Origin of the sequence: Streptomyces sp. NPDC059866 (assembly GCF_042731325.1) — a bacterium.
GTDB classification, from domain to species: Bacteria; Actinomycetota; Actinomycetes; order Streptomycetales; family Streptomycetaceae; genus Streptomyces; species Streptomyces flavusporus.
The window spans coordinates 1-19,081 of record NZ_JBHWJT010000040.1 but is presented as its reverse complement, the minus strand read 5'-3'; the positions used below and the strand labels follow the sequence as shown (position 1 = coordinate 19,081).

The window sequence follows — 19,081 nt, the reverse complement described above, 5'->3', positions numbered from 1 at the left end:
GATTTCCCCGACACGATGGAAAGGCTGCTGCCCATGCCCTCTCTCGTCCCGTCCGACGTCACCGATGTGCCGCCGGAGCATGCTCTGTTGACCGTCGACATGAAGGAGTACAGCAAGCTCCCCGAGGCGAAGATGGCGCCCGCGCGGGCCGATCTGGACAGCATGCTGACGACGGTGTTCGCTCAGTGCGGGATCGGCAACGCGACGCTGCTCGGCGCCGTCAAGGACCGTGGAGACGGTGCCATCTTCGTGCTGCCGGCCCGGCACGCGGCACGGCTGATCGACCCTCTCCTCGTCCACCTCGGTCAGGCACTCGAGCGGCGCGAGCAGACCCGGCTGGCCAGCGCGCCGACAATCCGGCTGCGGGCCAGCGTGCACGTCGGTCCCCTGGCGCCGCCGGAGCACCGGGGGGACGCGGCCAACGACGCCTGCCGGCTGGTCGACAGCGACGCGGCCCGCCGGGCCATGACCGCCGCGGTGGACCACGGAATGCTGCTGGCTGCCGTGGTGTCGGACACTGTCTTTGGCCGCACGGTCGCCGCGGGCCGCACGCCGGCTCTCAAGGAGCAGCACTTCCACCGGGCCACCGCCCGCGTCGAGGGCAAGCCGGGCTTCGAGCAGACCTGCTGGCTCTTCGTCCCCGGGCTGGTCCCCTCGGTACTCGCCCCCTACCTCACACAGGCCAGCGGCACCGTACCCGACGGCCGCCCCAGCCAGACCGCTGAGCGCAGCACAAAGGCCACCACCGCGAACGAGAGCAGCGGCGCCGTACGCCAGAAGGGCAAGGCCAGCGGCAAGGCCCGGCTGATCCAGGTCGGACGCGACTACATCCCCAGCCAGGAGCAGTCATGACCGACGCCGAGGGCACCGCAGCGGTGCAGCAACAGATCGAAGCGTCCGGCCAGGCACAGGTGACGCAGGTCGCCGGCGACTACGAAGAGCACCACCACCAGTACGTCCGGGGCTGGCAGTACCTGCGCAGCGCCAGTGTCGACGACGGCGAACTGGACCTCGCGGAACACGCGTTCGTTGATCCTCCCGGGCCGCAGGGATCCGGCCAAGTGGCGCAGGCCGTCAGTATGCTCAGCCGCCCCTACGGCAAGAGCCACGTCCTGGTGCTGTGCGGGGAGGCTGGCACGGGACGGCGCACGGCCGCGCTGCATGCGCTGCGCAAGGCGGGGGTGCCCAGGAAGCAGATCGGCTGGCTGGTCCTGGACTGGGACCAGCCGCGCATCGAGCAGATCCCGCACGCAGAGGGGCGCGCCTGCATCCTGGACCTGACGGACTACCGCGATCTGTCGGAGGACTTCTACACCGGACTTGCCGACTACCAGAAGCAGGCCCAGGCCGCCGACGCCGTTCTGGTCATCCTGGCTGATCCGAACGGCTGGACCCCCAAGGCCCTCGCGACCGTGCCGACCGTGCACCTCGCGCGCCCCTCGGCCGCAAAGGTCGCCGAGGCCCATCTGCGCCACCTCGCTGCCGGCCGGGTGGACTGGCTGACGCACGATCCGCTCAACGACCTGCTCGCCCCCGAGGCGCCGGCATCCGACGGCGCCCGGCTGGCCCGGCTCATCGCCGAGGCCAAGGACGACGGCCAAACCGCAGTCGGCAAGCAGTTCACCGACTGGCAGAAGCATCTGGAAACCTGGTTCGAGCGGCACTCCGCGCCGGGAGACCTGCAGGAGCGCGCGCTGCTGATCGCGGCCGCCCTGCTGGATGGGGCTCCGGCCGCCGTCGTACTGGGGGCCGCGGACCAGCTGTTCACGCAAGTCGGTGGTGAGCTGCCGCGTGGCGGTGCGCTGTCCGGCCGTGACCTGGACAAGCGGCTGGACGCGATCGACGCCTCGTACACGGATGACGAGGGCATCTCCCTGGAGGAGAAGCAACGTGGGCTGTCCGGGGCTGCGCTGAAGTATGTGTGGCGGCAGCGGCCTCAGCTGCGGCCCGTGCTGCTGGAGTGGGCCTCCCAGATCAGCGCACCCAACAAGATCGCCGTTCGTCATCTGCAGCGCATCGCCGACTGTCTGGTGCCGCTGTCGTTGCTGCCCGGCGGCTCGACCGTGCTGTCCGTGGCCAGGCGGTGGATCGAGACCGACCGTGTGGCGCACCGTCAGCTTGCCATCCACATCCTGGAGATCATGGCGCTCCATCCGGTCGCCGGCGTCGCCGTACGTAAGCAGTTGTACGACTGGGCCCAGCAGAAGACAACCAGCGAACAGCTGATCGCCGCGGTCGCTGCGGTCTGCGCGGGCGAGCTGGGCCAGCGGTATCCCCGGGTCGCCCTGACCCGGCTGCGGTTGCTGGCATCCCGCGATGACGACCAGGCCCGGGACGCCGTCGCCGACGCGGTGCGCACCCTGGTGAGTACTCCCGAGCAACGCATCCTGGTGCTATCGGAGATCGTGGAATGGGCCGAATCCAGCGACAGCACCATTCGTAAGGCCGGAGCGGGCACGTTCCTGGCCCTGACCGACATCACCAGCGACATCCTCCTGCCGCTGCCCTCGAACCAGGAGAGCACCGGCGAGGCCGTCGACGCTCCCGATGTGCTGGCCGGTCAGCTGTTCGTCCGCGGCTGGCGCGCGGCCCTGCAGGAGCCCACGGCAGCGCAGGCGGCGTACCGGCATCTGGCGGCCTGGCTGGACTCGCCCAAGCTCCAGGACGACCAGGTCCTGCCCCTCGCGGCGCAGGTGCTGCGCGGTTATCTGGGCCAGGAAGGCCCCTCCGGCCTGCTGGTGGGCTCGCCCGACAGCTCCGACCTGGGACGGGCCCGGCGCGCACAGCTGTTCGCCCAGCTGATCTCCGAGGTGGCCTCCCCTGCCAGCCCCAGCGCCATGGCGCGGTCCGGCGGTGACGGCGCCGCCGTGACGGCGTGAGTCTGCTGCGCCGGCGCAGCAGACCGGCCCAGCTCGCAGGAGATGCGGCAGGCGGAGGCACGGCTCATCCGCTCGTGCTGAGCGACGAGCGGATGGCCAGCCGCATCAGCAGTGTGCGCTTCACCGTCCGCATCACCGGGAGCTGGCAGTGGACGCATCCCGGTGACACGGGCCAGGGCGACCTGGCGATGCCGGCGCGTGAGCACCTGCGCCGGCAGGCCGCAGGAATCCTGTGCCAGCACTCCGTTCTGGATCTCGCAGCGGCCCACGACGCCATCAACTCATCCCTGACACAACGCGGTTGCCCCATGCCCGGGCTGGAGGTCAGCGGCATGGCCGAGCTGAGCGTCGCGGCAGCGGACCGCGCCCTGGCCGAGGAACATGCCCGCCGGCAGCAGGCAGCAGACCTCGAACACGGCGAGGAGCTGCACCGCCTGGCCCAGCTGCAGCGGGTGCTCGCCGACCCGGACCTACGCCGCGTGTGGTGGATGGCCCAGTTCCCCGACCGCTTCAACGACCTCGGAGACCTTGCCCAGGCCCTGAAGGGGCTGCCTGCGCCGCAGGCGGCGCAGGACGACGACCTGCGCGGTGACATCCGGCGTTTCACCGACGACCTCGTCACCACCCTGCACACCCCGCAGCAGCGCGAGGTCTTCGTCCAGGCCCTCGTCCAGACCCTCACGGTCCTCGGCCACCACCACCTGACCACCGCCGCCGCCCTCCGGCACCGCCCTCACGATCCCGGGAGCACACCGGCATGAACCTCCACACCGCACGCTGGCTCCTGGCCCCTGTGCGTCAGCTGCGCACCCGCCGCCTCATGGCCCGACACGGGCCGACGCTGACGTACGACACCGCCTGGGCCCTGATCACCCTGCACAGCGCACCAGACGAAACCACCCTCGTGCGCGCCTGGGCCCGCGAGAACCCCGGCGCTGCCCCCGGCATCCACTACGACCACTGGCACACACTGAGCCAAGCCGAACAGCAACGCCGCCTCAGGTGGCTGCGCAGACACGGGCACTCCCCCATCCAGCTCCTCCAACTCGACGCCGGCCTCATCCACAGCACAGGCCTCCAGGTCCTGGACTGGGGCCGCCCGCCGATCCCTGCCGACCAGCACCATGCGGCGCCACCTCCCCCGTCACAAACCCGCGAACAGCCCTAGTGCCGCATCAGACAACCTTTGCCCCGTAGTAACGTGACGCGCCGTTCGGATGCTGGTCCGGACGGTGCGGTGCCGCCAGGCTGTCCGGGTGGCAGAACGAGTACGCGTCCGCGAGATCGATGACGACGAGGGGCAGCGCCTGTTGCGGATCATCCGTAGGGGCACCGGGTCGGTGGTGACCTGGCGGCGGGCCCAGATGGTGTTGCTGTCCGCGCAGGGCATGCCCGTGGCGAAGATCGCCGAGGTGTCGTTCACCAGCGCGGACCGGGTCCGGGACGTGATCCACAACTTCAACGCCGACGGCTTCGACTCGCTCTATCCGAAGTACAAGGGCGGCCGGCCCAAGACCTTCACCCTGCCCGAGCGCCGCGAGATCAAGAAGATCGCCAAGTCCAAGCCTGCCGAGCACGGTCTGCCGTTCTCGACCTGGAGCCTGGCCAAGCTGGCCGACTTCCTGGTCGCCGAGGGGGTGGTCGACGACATCAGCCACGAGGGCCTTCGGGCCCTGCTCCGCGAGGAGGGCGTGTCCTTTCAACGCATAAAGACCTGGAAGACCTCCCGCGACCCCGACTACGCCACCAAGAAGGCCCGCGTCGAACACCTCTATGCGCTCGCGGACGGCGAGGTCATACCCGAGGACGAAGAACCCGAAGTCATTTTCTGCCTGGACGAGTTCGGCCCGCTCAACCTCCAGCCCCACCCCGGACGGCAGTGGGCCGAGCGCGGCGGGAAGCACAAAGACCCCGACCGGGAGCCGAGGCCCCGTAGGCGGGCGACCTACACCCGCCCGCACGGCGTCCGGCACCTGCTCGCCGCCCTGGACCTGGCCAAGGACAAGCTCTACGGCCACATTAAGCCGAAGAAGAACCGCACGAGGTTCCTTGAGTTCTGCCGCTACCTGCGTAGCCTCTACCCGCCCGAGATCCGCATCGCGATCGTGCTCGACAACTTCTCCCCCCACCTGTCCACGAAGAAGGACACCCGGGTCGGCGACTGGGCTGAGGCCAACAACGTCGAACTCGCCTACACGCCGACCAACAGCTCCTGGCTGAACCGCATCGAGGCCCAGTTCACCGCTCTGCGCTACTTCACGCTGGACGGCACCGACCACGCCAGCCATAAGGAACAGGGCAGCATGATCCGCCGGTACATCATCTGGCGGAACAAACACACCGCCGATATTCGCTTGCGCACCCTCGTCACGCGGGCCAACGTCGCCTGACATCCGACGAAGGCAGAGAAGATGACCACGCAGACCCACCCCGTCGACCACGAACTGATCGAAGCCGCAGCCCACGTCGCGCGCACACGCTGCCGGGGCGACAACCACACCATGGCAGCCGCAGCCCGCGCCAGCGACGGCCGGATCATCACCGCGGTGAACGCCTACCACTTCACGGGAGGCCCCTGCGCCGAGCTGGTCCTCGTCGGCGCGGCAGCCGCCCAGAGTGCCTACGAGCTGGACACAATCGTCGCCGTGGGCGACCGCGACCGAGGGGTTGTTCCCCCGTGCGGACGGTGCCGTCAGGTCCTTCTCGACTACTTCCCCGCCCTCAAGGTCATCGTTGGCGGAGACGACCGCATCCGGACCGTCCTCATCACCGACTTGCTGCCCGAAAGCTACGTCTGGGCCGACCACCAGTTTGAGGCTGAGTAAACCCGCGCCACTCAGCACGGGCTGACACCGCCAGCCAACAACAGGGCGAACGTTGCCTGATGCGGCACTAGCAATCCTCTGCACATGCATCGCTCCGACCAGCACGGCAGACGACAGGGTCCCCTTCGAAGCGACGGCCGTCGACGAGCAGAGCCTGGCGCAGCTCGACGGCCCCTCCATGCAGCATGGGGGTAGTGCACCCATGCCCGGGAAGCGGGAGAGGATCGAGGACAGAGTTCCGCTGATGTGGCAGCATCGCCCGACCGAGAGCGACTCCCCCGCATCGTCCCTGTGCCACAACCCCAGGCCGCGTGCCGCAGTTCACATACCCGCAGGCCCCAACAGGGGAACACACCCAGGCAGTTCGCCGTTCTTCTGCACGTGGCTGCGGAGGGGACAGTGTCCCCGGGCCTCACCTATCGCCCATGGGGACGATTGTCCGGCTGAAGCCCCATGGAACCTTCCGCCGAGAGGCGACCGCCCTCCGCTCGCCACCACCAAACGGCCCCGGCTGGCCTCCCCCGTCCAGCCGGGGCTCTCCTGCGCACTGCCGCGGGAGGGGGGACCGAGCGCGCACGACGCCGACCCCCTTCTAGAAGATCCGCTCCCCAGGCTCCAAACGAGCCCCGGACCAGACGTCCGGGGCTCTGGTATCTCCCACAACTCTCTCCGCATCCCCGCTATCTGTGTGCCGACCCGGTTCTGCAGGCTCTGCGTGGCAGACGGCAAAGGCCACCAGTCTATAGCGACTTCGCCGGAACGGTGGAGCAGCCAGTATCGCCTGATGCTGTAACTCGGCCCAGCTGTCAGCGGCGCGGGCCGGGCTCTGCGTCCACTTCGTGATCTGCTGGTGCCTCGCCGATCCGGTGCCCCCCGGTTTCAGGCCCCGGCAGCAGCGGGAGGCTGCGGCAGCGCCGGTGGATGGGGTCGGTTCTGGCCGGTCGGGGTGCCGTCGGGGTGGTCGTGGATCCAGGACAGTCCGCCCAGGTCGAGGCGCCAGCGGGTACGGGTGACGGCGACGTAGGCCAGACGGGCTTCGGCGTCGTCGACAGGGTCGAGGGGCCTCGGAGTGCCTTGTTCGTAGTCGGCAGCGTCGTCATCGGAGCGAGCGAAGTCGTCAGCGATGAGCACGCGGGGCCATTCGCGTCCTTTCGCCTTGTGGGCGGTGGAGACGGTGACCTGAGCGTGGGGCTCGGGGGCGAGGCGGGCGACGGCCCTGAGGATGGCGTCGGTGCCGTGGGTGTCGACGAGGTGGACCAGGGGTTGCAGGTCCCGGCCGGCCGGGTCGTGGGCGGCGTAGTCCTGCAGGTCTCCCCAGCAGGGGAAGAGAATTAGTTCGGGGTGGTGAGTGCGGCGGCCTTCTTTCAGGTCACGTGCTGCGAGGGCCAGGGCTTGCAGGCTGTCTCCTCCCCCGGCGAGGGAGACTCGGTGTCCGGCGGCCATGAGCGTCATGACCTGTGCCATGGCGCCGACGTTGGTGCGGCACAGCACGGCGTCGGGCTGGGTGACGGGGCCGAGTTCGGTGTCCAGGGCGGGGGTGCCGGTGAGGCGGATGGGGGCGTCGGCGAGGTGCAGCCAGCGGTTGGCTTCCGCGGCAAGGTCGGGGCCGAAGCGGAAGGACTGGGACAGGGCCAGCTGGGTACCGTCGAAGCCGGTCATGACGTCTTTGGCGCCGCGCCAGTGGTAGATGGCCTGGGCGGAGTCGCCCACCATGACCAGCTGGGCGTGGTCGCGCTGGGCGAGAAAGATCTGTTCGACGACGGGGTTGGTGTCCTGGGCCTCGTCCAGCAGCAGGAAGTCGGCCTGGATGAGTGGTCGGGTGAGGGCCCAGATTTTCAGGTAGTGGTCGTGGTCGAAGCGAACGCAGCCGTCGTCGGGGTGTTGCAGGTCGGCCCAGGCTTTGCGGGCGAACGGCACGATGTGCGCGGCGAGTTGGGCATGGAGGTCGGTGTCTTCCAGGCCGCGCAGGCGGGGTACGTGGTGGCGGGAGATGGCCTTGGCTTTGTATCTCAGTACGGGAGTCGTTTCGAGGTGATGCCGGAAGTCACCTTCTGACCGGGTTTGCGATGTCGGTTTGTTTTGACGTCACCTGAGGGCTTGCGGTGGGACGGTGGATTGTGCTTCTACCGCTGGGGGCCTTATGGGGACGTCGCAGTCGAAGGTTGATCTGTACGCAGCGATCCGCCGTGACCATCAAGCGGGCATGTCGCAGCGGGCGTTGCAGCGCAAGCACAACGTCACGTGGCGGACGGTGCGGCGGGCGCTGGACGGTCAGTGGCCGAAGCCGCGCAGGCAGCATCGGCGCCGTGAGTCGCGGCTTGATCCTTACAAGCTGCTGATCGACGGGATCTTGCGGGCGGATCTGGACGCGCCGGCCAAGCAGCGGCACACCGCTCAGCGAATCTTCGACCGGCTGGTGGACGAGCACGGCGCCGACACCATCTCGTATCCGATGGTCCGCACCTACGTGAAGGACCGGCGTCCGCAGATCAGACGGGATGCAGGGATCGGCCCACAGGCCATGTTCGTGCCGCAGACGCACCTGCCTGGGGCCGAGGCGGAGGTCGACTTCGGCGAAGTCAGCGCGGTCCTGGCCGGTGAGATGACCCGGCTCTACCTGTTTTCGCTGCGGCTGTCGTACTCGGGCAAGGCAGTGCACCGGGTGTTCGCCACCGCAGGTCAGGAAGCCTTCTTCGAAGGACACGTGCACGCGTTCCGGGTCCTGGGCGGCATCCCTCGCCGGCACATCCGCTATGACAACCTGCGGGCCGCGGTCGAGCGGGTGCTGGGCTTCTACCGGGGCCGGGTGGAGGCGGACCGCTGGACTGCGTTCCGCTCGCACTGGGGTGTCGAAGCGTTCTACTGCCGGCCCGGCATCGAGGGCGCCCACGAGAAGGGCGGGGTCGAGGGACAGATCGGCTACTACCGCCGCAACCACTTCGTTCCCGTTCCGGAGGTCGCCTCGCTCACCGAGCTGAACGCGATGGTCGACCAGTGGGACCAGGACGACGAGGCGCGGCGACTGCGGGGCCGCACCCGGACCGTCGGGGACTACTTCGCAGGCGGACAGCACCTGCTCAAGCCACTGCCGACCGAGCCGTTCGAGACGGGCCGCTGGTTCACCCCCAGGATCAACCGGTTCAGCCAGATCAGCGTCCGCGGCAATGCCTACTCGGTTCCGGTCCGCTTCATCGGATGTCAGCTGCGCGTCCTGCTGCACGCCAACGAACTGATCGTCTACGACGGCCGGACCGTGGTCACCCGGCACGGGTGTCTCGGCGGACGCAACGACTCCCGCCTGGTCTTGGACCACTATCTGGAAGCACTGCTGCGCAAGCCGGGTGCTTTCCCGGGGTCGACGGCGCTGGAACAGGCCCGGTCCGCGGGCAGGTTCACCCCCGTCCACGACAAGTGGTGGGCGGCGGCGAAGGCCGCGCACGGCGACGCGGCCGGCACCCGGGCCCTGATCGAGGTGCTGCTGCTGGGCCGGCACATGGACCACGAGCAGGTCGTCGCTGGTCTGGCGGCCGCATACCGGGCGGGTGCTCTGACTGCTGACGCGGTCGCGCTGGAGGCACGCAAGCTCGCCGAATCGGACGGGGAACCGGCCCCGCCGGCCCGTTCTGGGCCCGATACGGCGGCGGAGGAGGACGAGGGGCCGACCGCGTCGGTGACCTTCCTCGCCGACTGGCGGCTGTCCCACCTGCCGCCCGACAACCGGCCGCTGCCCTCGGTGGCCCACTACGACCAGCTCCTGCAACGGCCCGGCCGCACGGCCGGCAAGAAAGAAGGATCATGACGCGCAAGCGTGGACTCACCGAGGAAGCCGCCACCGCCTCCATCGACCAGGCGTGCCGCATGCTGCGGCTGCCCACCATCCGCCAGCAGTTCAAGGACCAGGCCGACGGCGCCGCCCGCGACGCGAACAACTTCTCCATAGCGAAGTGGCTCACCGAGGGCGGCACCGTCTTCCTCATCGGTGAGGAAGAGGAAGGCAGCTCTCTCGCTCCGATCATGGCCGCTTTCAGCCGGGCCATCCTGGACACCGCCAAAGTGATCGCCGCCAGGATGCCCAACGGCCGGCTCGATCCGCCGCTCGCGCTGCTCGGCGACGAGCTCGCCAACGTCGCCCCGCTCCCGCAGATCCCATCCCTGATGTCCGTCTCCGGCAGCCAGAACATTTTCATGGTCGCCGTGCTGCAGAACCTCGCACAGGCTCATGAACGCTGGGGCGAACTCGGCGTGAGGAAGATGTTCGCGGCCGCCACTATCAAGGTCATTTTGGGCGGCGTGTCAGACGAGCAGGAGCTCAAGACCTACTCGGCGCTGGCCGGTGAGTTCGAGGAGGACACCGAGTCGATCAGCGACAGCGGCGACAACGTCTCCGTCAGCGTTTCCACCCGGCGCAGGGCCGTACTCGAACCTGGTGACATCCGGCAGATCAAGGAGCGGGAAGGCCTGGTCGTGCACCGCCGCACACCGGTGACCCGGGTCAAGTTCGAGAGGATCCACGAAGGCCCGCGCGCCAAGGAGATCGCAGCAGCGACCAAGGAAGCCCTGGCAAAGGTGAACAGTCATGCGGCCTGACCAGCTCGGAGGAATCATCCGGTCCGGGCATGGTGACCGCGCAGCCCGAAGGTCAGCCGTCCGTCCGCCGACGGATGCCCACGACGCCGACACCAGGTTCGACCGCGAGCATATGGGTGTCTCACGATCCGCCTACCTGCCTCGCTGGCTGACGCCGGTGCTTCGCGCGGTCCGCGGACGGCACCGGGGAGAGGCGGTACGTGATGCCTGATCCGCTCGGACCGCTCTTCGACGCACTTGAGTCCATCAACAGTGAACTCACCTCGTTCGCCGCGCGCTTGGCCCGACTCGAGGATTCCGGCGCTGTCCGCAACGGCCCCAAGGCGGGCGGGACCGGAGCGGACGGAGATGGCGAAGGCACTCGCGTTCCCGGTGCTCCTGTGGTGTGGCACCAGGTCGGCGAGGAAGAACGCGAGGCACTGTGGGGCGAGTTCGCCCAGTGGGTCGTCCGTATGGCCGATACCTACGAATTGACCACCGAGCAACTGCCGCATGCCTGCTGGTGGGAGCACGGTGCCGTAGTTGCCGAGCTGACCGCGCTGTGGACGGGCTGGGAGTCGGCGTACGGAAATGAAGAGGACGCGGCGGCGGGCCCGTACCTGTGGCACGACGCCTGGTCTCGCGGCATCGAGCGGATCGGCAGGATGTGGCTTGGTGAGTGCACCAACGGCTACCACAACCAGAAGTCCCGCACTGTATGGGGCACCGATCCTGCTTACCGCAAGAAGATCCTCGAGGCTGGCCCCCCGGGCATCGTGTAGCGTCTCAGAAATGAGTGACCAATTCTGAATCTGATGGCCGATGTCTGACCAATTGGCCACGGATGTGAGACGGATTTGTGTCAATCCCCGCGTGGCGTGGATTCCCGTGATTACAGGGGAAGTTGGGATTCATGGGGCCCAAGCAACGTACGCATGACGCCCAGTTCCGTGAAGGCGCTGTACGCATCGTGGTCGAGACCGGGAAGCCGATCCCGGAGGTCGCCGAGGAACTCGGCGTCAACCTTGGCACGCTGCACAGCTGGGTCTCGCGCTGGCGCCGCTACGGGTCGGCGACGTCCAACTGCCCCGCAGAGGCGGGCGGCCGGCGGGTGGCTGTACAGGGCGGGAGCATGTGGAGCTGGAGCGGCAGCACCGGGAGATGGCGGTGAAGAACAAGCGCATCCGCTACTTCGGATCCGGGAGGTGACAGGTGGAGGCATGCACAGCACGTAAGACCGCGGTCTGCTCGTCACGTCTCAGTCGCTTGCCGGCATCCCGTCCGCGAAGCTCGACAGTAGGTGTTCCGCGAACTTGGTTCTACGCGAACGTTATCGGGTGAAGGGGGGTGTTAGCCGCAGACAGTACGTGACAAGATCGGGTCACTCGCGGTGAGCTTAGGCCTGCAGGGGGTTGGACATGGCTGAGCGGGAACCGGATTTTGAGGCGTCGGCGTCAGCGCTCGGCTACGTCTACCAGTTGCGTGAGGCCCTCCATCTATGCGTGAGCCGCCTCGGAAACCTTGACTGGGCGTTGGCCATCGAGGCGGGAGACGACATCGAGGAGGTCCGCCGAGACGGACGGACGTACTACCAGCTCAAACACCGTGCCCCGGGCACGAAGATGACCAACGCAAGTGCGGATTTGTGGAAGACCCTGCGCATCTGGGCCCACGCGATCCACGGTGGGCAACTCGACCTCGACCAGACCGATCTCATCCTGCTCACCACTGCGGAACTGCCCAGTGGGTCCGTGGGCAGCATGCTGCAACCAAAGGGTTCCCGGCAACGCGACGAGCAGAAGGCCTTGGAAGCGCTGAAGGCCACCCGCAGAACCTCCAAGAGTGACACCCTGGCGAAGGCATTCGCGGCATTCGATCTCCTGAAGCCTCCGCAGTTGGTACGCATGGTGTCCAAGATCCAGGTGATCGGCAACGCTCCCGACGTAGATGCCGTCGAGCAGATGCTGCGGCAGGCGGCGATCACGGCCGTGGGACGTGAGCACGCCACATCGTTCCTCGTCCGCCTGGAGGGATGGTTCTTCCGACGCAGCATCCAGCAACTGCGCGCTGGCGGCTTGGACACGATCACTGGGCTGGACTTCGATGCGGTCTTTTCCGATCTGCGCAATCAGTTCGGACGGGCGAACCTACCCATCGACGAAGACATCGCCGAGATGGAAGCCGACCTTGCCAAGTACTCCGGCCAGGCTTTCGTACGGCAGCTGGAGCTCATTGAGCTGGGATCACGGCGCGTGAACCGCGCGGTGCGCGACTACATGAGAGCTGTCACCCAACGTTCGCGGTGGCTGAACGAGAACCTGTTGCTGCCCAGAGAACTCAGCCGCTATGAGCGACGCCTGGTCGAGGAGTGGGAAGAGCTCTTCGATGACATGGTTGACACTCTCGGTGTGGAGGCGGCTGAAGCAGAGAAGATCGCCGCAGCCACGAGGATCTACCGGTGGGCGATGACCGAAGCGCAGCAGCGCATTCGCCCCGAGTGTGATGAGCCGTTCGTCGCCAAAGGGTCGTTCCACATCCTGGCCGACGACTACAAGGTCGGCTGGCACATGGACTTCGTCGCTCGCCTCATGGCCGTGCTGGAGCCTGTGGAGACCACGTCTGTATGAGTGAGTTCAGCACTCTCAGCCGCGATGAGCGCGCCTTGTACAACCCCGCTTTCACGGGCTTGGCCGCGGCCCGCGCGGTGCAAGGCCACCAAACGGAGTTCGGCATGCCGTGCCCGGTCGTCATCGCGACGCTCGCTGCGGTCATGGCCCTGCAGCCGACGATCCGCACCGCGTTGCCGCGCTCGACCGCGAGCGGACTGCACCGCTGGGTGCAGGAGCATCCGGCGGTGCGCGCGTCGATGACCCTGAACGCGACGGCAATCGCCGACGTTGTCCGTCCCGGTCTGCTGATGGCCCTGCAGACACGGACGCTGGCGTGTGATGCACAGGGTCGCCTCCACGTGCCCAACAAGGCTTTGAAGAAGGCGATCACCGGCGGCAGCGATGATGTCATCGCCGTTCAGAAGGCCGCGCTGCTGTTGGGGCGTTGGCTGCCCAGTGCCGGCAGTACAAGCACCGTCATGACCATGCTGGGAGTTCGGCCTTGACGTTCCAGATCCGCGCCATCTCCATCTACAACCGGGATGGGGAGATTCGCACCGTTCCGTTCCAGACAGGCTCGCTCAACATCATCACGGGGGACTCCAGACGCGGAAAGAGCGCCATCTTGACCATCGTCGACTACTGCCTGGGCAGCGACGATTTCGTCATTCGGGGAGCGGCACTCCGCAACTTCGTGCACGTCTTCGCGCTCACCATCGTCAAGGGCGACGAGCAGCTGTTCGTGGCACGCCCCGCACCCGTCGGCAAGGCGGCAACCAACAGCACCTTGTGCGTCATCTCCCAGGCGCACGAAGCGCCCCCGCCTGACTACACGAATTTGACCTTCTCCATGCCGTTGGACGTCGCCAAGAAGGTCTTGTCTAAGTTCACCGGCATCGACCCTTCCGTGCAGCTGCCCGTGGCACGCAGCCCCCGCCAGCTCTCCCCGTCCGTGCGGCACGGCTTGTTCTTCTGCCTGCAGGAGCAGAACGAGGTCGCCAATCAGGACCTTCTGTTTCACGGACAGATGGACGACTTCCACCGCCCCGCCCTGCGAGCGATGCTCCCGTACTTCCTGGGCGCCGTGGATCCCGAACGCGCCCAGCTTGAACACCGCCTCAGGCTTCTACGCCGACAACTGACCGAACAACAGGAGCGTCTGGCGGCAGCCCGACCCTTCCAGCACGCTTCAGGGACGGCGGCCGGGCTGCACGGGGAAGCCGTCGAAGTCAACCTGCTTACCCCCGCCCCTGCAGGACGTCTCCTGTCCAACGACGAGATCGTCGACCGACTGCGCCAAGCCGTTGAGACGACCGTCCCTGACGTGGAGCCATCCGCGGGCGAGGACCCGCTGTCTGCTCTCAACGCGACGCGGCGCGACCTGCGTCAGGCGTACTCCCAGACCCGCGTTCGGATTTCCAACCTCAAGACCATCGCCAGGGAGAAGGACGACTTCCTCGGCCAGGTACGTGAGCAGCATGCCCGGCTCGCCACCCTCGGCCTTCTACGGCGTGCTCACCTGGAGACGACGCCTCAAGACGAGCTATGCCCGGTGTGCGGCAGTCACGCGTCCGACGCCGGGCAAGTAGCCCAGACCATGCGGCGCGACCTTGAGCGCCTGGATGCTGAGATGTCCGCGATGGGAGAGGCGACGCCGGACATCAATGCGCGCATCGCGGAGGAGGAGGACGCTCTTGCGGATCTGCGGTCAGCGCTGGCCCGCAATCAGGAGGAGATCGAGGTCCTGAGTGCTGGCCAGCGGGCAGCTGCTCAGGATGATCCGCAGCACCGGGCAGCTGTCGTCCAGGGACGGATCAGTCTCTTCCTGGACACTATGGCCCGCCATGCCCAGGCTCCGGTAGAGGACCGCAGGGAGGAGCTCGCTATGGAGATCGCCGCGCTCGAAGAACAGCTCGGCAACAGCGCTCAGGAGGACCTGCTCAGCAGCTATTTGTCCCTCGTCAACCAGAAAATCCAGTCCAAAGCTGTTGCTCTGGAACTGGAGCACCATGGCGACCCCATCCGCCTGGACCCCCGAGCACTGACTCTCATCGCCGATACGCGACGCGGGCCCGTCAAGATGCCGGAAATGGGCAGCGGGCACAACTACTTGGGCTACCACATCGCGACCATGCTGAGCCTGCACGAGTGGTTTAACGAGATCCACAGCCCGGTCCCGCGTTTTCTCATTCTCGATCAACCTTCGCAAGCAGGATTCCCCGATGAGACTCGCGGCGGCGGGTTTGGATCCGCCCGCGCCACGCTGCTCAACCTCTACGAGACGATCCACTTGAGCATCGAGTCTCTCGCCGGCGCCTTCCAGGTAATCGTTCTTGAACACGCCGACCTGGACGACGAGCCGTTCCGCAGTGCTGTTCGTGCACGATGGAGGCGAAGCAACGGAGAAGCCCTCGTCCCTGAGCACTGGATCACCTACGACTCGGACGAGTGATCTGCTGGGAAGAGCCGCATAGCAGGGACTACGGACACTGGCGTCAATTGCGTAGCCTCCGGAACCCTCGTCGTCGCCTCGGCCAGCGGCGGCCCCCTGGGCTTCGTCCGCTCCGGCGGGCCCCGGCCCACAGGGTGGCTACTCGCCCCCGGCAGCACCGACGACCTGCACGCCACGTTGCTGAGCGCCCTCGCCCACCCTGAGGAGTTCGCACGCCGGGGACGCAACGCCCGTGACTTCGTCGTCCAGCACTACAGCTGGCGCACCATCGCCGACAGGTATGCGCAAATGTACGACCGCGTCCAGACAAGCGCCCGCGCATGGAGACCACGGCCTCGTGCAGCTGGGCCGGGTCCGTCGAGATCGACGCCCTCCGGCCGGTGCGGCAACCACTCATGACTGCCGAACGGGCCGGAGGACTTAAGGTCACGAGCCGCGTACTGTCCTGCGGCCCACACTCATGTAGGTGAAGCCGAGTGAGCCCATCCGCTTTGGTTCGAGCAGATTGCGTCCGTCGAAGATCAGCGGGCGAGCCATCGCGGCCGCCGCCCGCTCCCAGGCGACGTCCCGCAGCTCCGGCCACTCCGTCACGATAATCACCGCGTCCGCGCCGGTCATGGCTTCCACAGGCGTGGCACAGCGAGTGGTCGACGACCACGGAACGGTATCGAGCGTGCGGGCGAGCGGATCCCAGCAGCGGACCGCAGCCCCCTCGGCCAGGAGCCGGGAGGCGAGGATCGTGCTCGGGGCCTCGCGTACGTCATCCGTTCCCGGCTTGAACGTGATGCCCAAGAGAGCGATGGTCCGGTCCCCGAGAGAGCCGTCCAGCTCGTCCTTCAACCGTTGAATAGCTCGCCGCGGCTGGAGGTCGTTCACCTCGATCACGGAGCTGAGCATCTGAAACGAGTACCCGGAATTGCTGGCCATGGCCCGCAGCGCCCGGGAGTCCTTGGGGAAGCAGCTGCCGCCCCACCCGACACCGGGCTTCATGTAGTGAGGACCGAGCCGGTGGTCGAGGCCCACCGCATGAACGACGTGCTCAACGTCGGCTCCGGTCGCCTCGCAGATCGTCGCGATCTCATTGGCAAAACTGATCTTCGTGGCCAGGAGTGCGTTGGCGGCCAGCTTCACCATTTCCGCCGACGGAACGTCCATCTCGACGACCGGTCCGTCCACACCCTCGTGCAGCTGCGCGACCAGCTTCGCGATCTCGGGATCATCGGCACCGATCACCACCCGGTCCGGGTGCATGAAGTCGCGCACCGCCTGTCCCTCTGCGGTGAACTCGGGGTTCGAGGCGTACCCGACGTGCTGGAGTCCCGCGCGGTCCATCGCGGCCCTGACCCGCGCACCGGTACCCACGGGAACCGTGCTCTTGACCACCACTGCGGCCAGATGACGGGCCTCGCGCAATGTGTCGATGACCTGCCAAATCCTGGACAGGTCGGCATCTCCGGACGGTGTCGGAGGGGTGTCCACGCACACGTACACGACGTCCGAATCCCGGACGGCTTCCTCAGCGTCGAGGGTGAACCTCAGACGGTCGGCGTTCTCCGCGATCAACTCGCCCAACCCGTCCTCATGGATCGGGACACCGCCGTTCTGGAGAATGTCGATGCGCTCTTTTTGAATGTCACGAACGACGACGTCATGCCCGAGCCGCGCGAAGCAAGCGCCGGTCACGAGGCCGATGTAGCCCGCGCCGAAAACAGCGACTCGGCGTTTCTCCAGCATTGGTCCGTTCACCCTTCTGGCGTCGAGATCCCCTGCCCCTCAGCCGCATCCGACCATAGAGCATGCTGCGAGCGTGTTTGTCAGGCCTGTGAGCCGGCGCAGTGCCAGCGCCAGCTGCGCGCGTACGTACGGACCCCCTGAGTACAAAGCGGCGGACGGCGGGATCAGGGTTGCGGTGGCGCTGATGAAGGCGCACGACGCTGCCCTGCTGCGTTCGGCCCGCAAACTCCTCGCCCGACGTGCGGACGGAAAGCGGCCGCCCCGGCGGTTGCCGCAGCCCCGCGTCCTGCCCGGCGGTTACGCGCCCCCATGGTGGATCAACAGCATCAACGCCTCGTACGTCGGCATCTGGCGGGCGATCCCGTCCCCGGACCGAGCTCCGGCTCGGCGACCCGGACGACCCGCTGGTGCAGGAGGTCGCCAAGCAGGCGCGGCTGCTGCAGGCCAGCCGCGTGGGCCACTGAGGGCGCTATGACCTGTACGAGGCGTACCACCCCGACGGCACACGCGAGGGAGGTGAGCCGGTGCCGCCGATCCGCGGCCTGAACCCGGAGGCGAGCCGCCGCGCCAACCTTCTCCTCGGCCGCGGCAGCGGTATCCGTGTCCAGCCCGGCCAGGACGAAGAGTTCGACCAGCTGCACACCGACTACTTCGCCGTCTGGGACCGATCCCGCGCCTACGGTGCCGCCGTCCTCGCCCTCCTGCAGGCCCACGCGATGGAACTCGGGCCATCCTGAAGCGACTTCACTCAGAATCCGCGCGCGCCCAGGGCGGGTGTGGCACCTTTGGCTCTGGCCTGGTCCGTCACTCCCCCCGTGGTGGCGGACCAGGCCTCATTACGTGCCAGTGGCCAGCGCCCGCTCCGGCGGCGAGTCCTGGGCGAGGACCTGCCGCAGATCGACGTACAGACGCAGCCGCACGCCGGGCTGGCCAACATCCCGGGTGGTGCGGTCGGCGGTCGAGGTCCCCCATGTTCGGGCGATCGCGTTCTGGAAGGCGAACACGCTTTCGTCGTCCAGGCCTGCCACTTCTCTGAACTACCAGAGGCTGATGGGTGCTTGGGCAGCCGGGACGGGCTGCGGGCGCGTGTAGTTGTCAACTGCGGCTAAAAGTCGACGGATTGTGCCAGTCGGTAGCGTGTAGTGTTCGGTGGTGTGCTGGCCGAACGACGACACCAACTCATCTTGCAAGCCCTGCGTTCGGGCGGCACTGCCTCCGTGGGCGATCTCGCCGAGCAGCTTGATGCCAGTGCAGCGACCATCCGCCGTGACCTCCTCAAGCTGGAGGCGGACGGGCGGCTCGCCCGTGTCCATGGCGGAGCGGTAATCGAGGAGGATCAGCCGCCCTTCAATGAGGCCGCCGAGGTTCAGGTGGCCGAGAAGGATGCGATCGCCGCTGAGGCGGCCACAATGATCGAGGACGGTCAGTCGATCATTCTCGACAGCGGCACAACGGTCCACCGGCTGGCACTTCAACTGCACGGTCGCCGACTCACCGTGATCACCAACAACCTTGCCGTATATGACGAACTCAACGATGCCGAGAACATCGACCTGATGTTGCTCGGGGGCATGGTCATCCGTGAGTCACGCATGCTGGACGGGTTCATGGCCGAGGACAACCTCCGCCAAGTTCACGCCGACTGGCTGTTCATGGGTGCCTGTGGCCTCCGCCCCGGGGGCCAGGTCATGGACACCACCGTGGCCGAGGTGCCCGCCAGGCGCGCGATGATTACCGCCAGCGACAAGGTGGTGCTCTTGGCCGACAAAAGCAAGTTCCCCGGAACCGGCATGGTGAAGATCTGCGGCCCCGAGGACCTGGATGCGCTCGTCACCAATGCATCGGAAGACGATGCGACCTGTAGGACCCTGAGCGAGGCTGGCGTGAGGGTGATGCTGACAGCTTCAGCCACAGTCAACAGCTATTGATCCGAAACTCAAAGGGTTCTATTCGAGGATGTAGCGGACGTGTGGGCCGCCGAAGTAGCCGCGGACGACGTGCGGCTGACGTTGGCGT

Annotated in this window: 18 protein-coding genes and 1 pseudogene; 16 read left to right on the top strand and 3 right to left on the bottom strand. The window is 67.2% G+C overall.

Features of this window, described 5'->3' with window-relative positions; all coding sequences use genetic code 11:
* Nucleotides 1-33: 33 nt before the first annotated feature.
* The 6 genes from ACFV7R_RS39395 (at nt 34) to ACFV7R_RS39370 (ending at nt 5,704) form a co-directional block, all read left to right on the top strand.
* Nucleotides 34-852 carry a hypothetical protein gene (locus tag ACFV7R_RS39395; RefSeq protein WP_385273153.1) on the top strand — a complete coding sequence of 273 codons (819 nt, stop codon included), beginning with the start codon at nt 34-36 and terminating at the stop codon, nt 850-852.
* Nucleotides 849-2,879 carry a hypothetical protein gene (locus tag ACFV7R_RS39390; RefSeq protein ID WP_385273150.1) on the top strand — a complete coding sequence of 677 codons (2,031 nt, stop codon included), beginning with the start codon at nt 849-851 and terminating at the stop codon, nt 2,877-2,879. Before ACFV7R_RS39395 ends, ACFV7R_RS39390 begins: the two co-directional genes overlap by 4 nt.
* Entirely contained in the window at nt 2,876-3,640 is a 765-nt protein-coding gene (locus tag ACFV7R_RS39385) for a hypothetical protein (RefSeq protein WP_385273147.1), read from the top strand. Before ACFV7R_RS39390 ends, ACFV7R_RS39385 begins: the two co-directional genes overlap by 4 nt.
* Nucleotides 3,637-4,047: a hypothetical protein gene (locus ACFV7R_RS39380; RefSeq protein WP_385273144.1), complete on the top strand. Its 411-nt coding sequence runs from the start codon at nt 3,637-3,639 to the stop codon at nt 4,045-4,047. The genes ACFV7R_RS39385 and ACFV7R_RS39380 overlap by 4 nt, the downstream gene beginning before the upstream one ends.
* 88 nt (nt 4,048-4,135) lie before the next feature.
* Nucleotides 4,136-5,269, top strand: a complete 1,134-nt coding sequence (locus ACFV7R_RS39375) for an IS630 family transposase (RefSeq protein ID WP_385273141.1) — start codon at nt 4,136-4,138, stop codon at nt 5,267-5,269.
* 21 nt (nt 5,270-5,290) lie between these two features.
* On the top strand, nt 5,291-5,704 hold the full coding sequence (locus tag ACFV7R_RS39370) for a cytidine deaminase family protein (protein WP_385273138.1): 414 nt from the start codon (nt 5,291-5,293) through the stop codon (nt 5,702-5,704).
* 879 nt (nt 5,705-6,583) lie between these two features.
* On the opposite strand, the pseudogene ACFV7R_RS39365 reads toward ACFV7R_RS39370, so the two are convergent.
* Nucleotides 6,584-7,702: pseudogene (locus tag ACFV7R_RS39365) on the bottom strand (UvrD-helicase domain-containing protein); the annotation flags it as partial.
* Between the two features lie 142 nt (nt 7,703-7,844).
* On the opposite strand from ACFV7R_RS39365, the gene istA reads away from it, so the two are divergent.
* From istA to ACFV7R_RS39325, 8 genes are all read left to right on the top strand, one after another.
* Nucleotides 7,845-9,503, top strand: coding sequence for an IS21 family transposase (istA, locus tag ACFV7R_RS39360; protein ID WP_385273135.1), 1,659 nt, complete (start codon nt 7,845-7,847; stop codon nt 9,501-9,503).
* Nucleotides 9,500-10,291 (top strand): type IV secretory system conjugative DNA transfer family protein, encoded by a 792-nt coding sequence (locus ACFV7R_RS39355; protein ID WP_385273132.1) that lies wholly within the window; start codon nt 9,500-9,502, stop codon nt 10,289-10,291. The genes istA and ACFV7R_RS39355 overlap by 4 nt, the downstream gene beginning before the upstream one ends.
* A 203-nt stretch (nt 10,292-10,494) precedes the next feature.
* The gene (locus ACFV7R_RS39350) at nt 10,495-11,052 is read left to right on the top strand and encodes a hypothetical protein (protein WP_385273129.1); all 558 of its coding nucleotides are present in this window, start codon (nt 10,495-10,497) and stop codon (nt 11,050-11,052) included.
* Nucleotides 11,053-11,183: 131 nt separating this feature from the next.
* Nucleotides 11,184-11,441, top strand: coding sequence for a transposase (locus tag ACFV7R_RS39345; RefSeq protein WP_385273126.1), 258 nt, complete (start codon nt 11,184-11,186; stop codon nt 11,439-11,441).
* Between the two features lie 247 nt (nt 11,442-11,688).
* On the top strand, nt 11,689-12,897 hold the full coding sequence (locus ACFV7R_RS39340) for an ABC-three component system protein (RefSeq protein WP_385273123.1): 1,209 nt from the start codon (nt 11,689-11,691) through the stop codon (nt 12,895-12,897).
* Nucleotides 12,894-13,385 carry a three component ABC system middle component gene (locus ACFV7R_RS39335; RefSeq protein ID WP_385273120.1) on the top strand — a complete coding sequence of 164 codons (492 nt, stop codon included), beginning with the start codon at nt 12,894-12,896 and terminating at the stop codon, nt 13,383-13,385. The genes ACFV7R_RS39340 and ACFV7R_RS39335 overlap by 4 nt, the downstream gene beginning before the upstream one ends.
* Complete coding sequence (locus ACFV7R_RS39330; RefSeq protein WP_385273117.1) at nt 13,382-15,331, top strand: DUF3732 domain-containing protein; 1,950 nt, start codon at nt 13,382-13,384, stop codon at nt 15,329-15,331. The genes ACFV7R_RS39335 and ACFV7R_RS39330 overlap by 4 nt, the downstream gene beginning before the upstream one ends.
* An 18-nt stretch (nt 15,332-15,349) precedes the next feature.
* The gene (locus ACFV7R_RS39325) at nt 15,350-15,730 is read left to right on the top strand and encodes a glycosyltransferase (RefSeq protein ID WP_385273250.1); all 381 of its coding nucleotides are present in this window, start codon (nt 15,350-15,352) and stop codon (nt 15,728-15,730) included.
* Between the two features lie 27 nt (nt 15,731-15,757).
* Here ACFV7R_RS39325 and ACFV7R_RS39320 read toward each other — a convergent pair whose 3' ends face one another.
* Nucleotides 15,758-17,065 (bottom strand): UDP-glucose dehydrogenase family protein, encoded by a 1,308-nt coding sequence (locus tag ACFV7R_RS39320; RefSeq protein ID WP_385273114.1) that lies wholly within the window; start codon nt 17,063-17,065, stop codon nt 15,758-15,760.
* Nucleotides 17,066-17,589: 524 nt separating this feature from the next.
* Between ACFV7R_RS39320 and ACFV7R_RS39315 the strand changes: the two genes are divergently transcribed.
* Complete coding sequence (locus ACFV7R_RS39315; protein ID WP_385273111.1) at nt 17,590-17,802, top strand: hypothetical protein; 213 nt, start codon at nt 17,590-17,592, stop codon at nt 17,800-17,802.
* Between the two features lie 99 nt (nt 17,803-17,901).
* Here the strand turns inward: ACFV7R_RS39315 and ACFV7R_RS39310 are convergent, their stop codons facing one another.
* Complete coding sequence (locus ACFV7R_RS39310) at nt 17,902-18,093, bottom strand: DUF6207 family protein (protein ID WP_385273108.1); 192 nt, start codon at nt 18,091-18,093, stop codon at nt 17,902-17,904.
* A gap of 126 nt (nt 18,094-18,219) precedes the next feature.
* Between ACFV7R_RS39310 and ACFV7R_RS39305 the strand changes: the two genes are divergently transcribed.
* Entirely contained in the window at nt 18,220-18,993 is a 774-nt protein-coding gene (locus ACFV7R_RS39305; RefSeq protein ID WP_385273105.1) for a DeoR/GlpR family DNA-binding transcription regulator, read from the top strand.
* Nucleotides 18,994-19,081 lie beyond the last annotated feature (88 nt).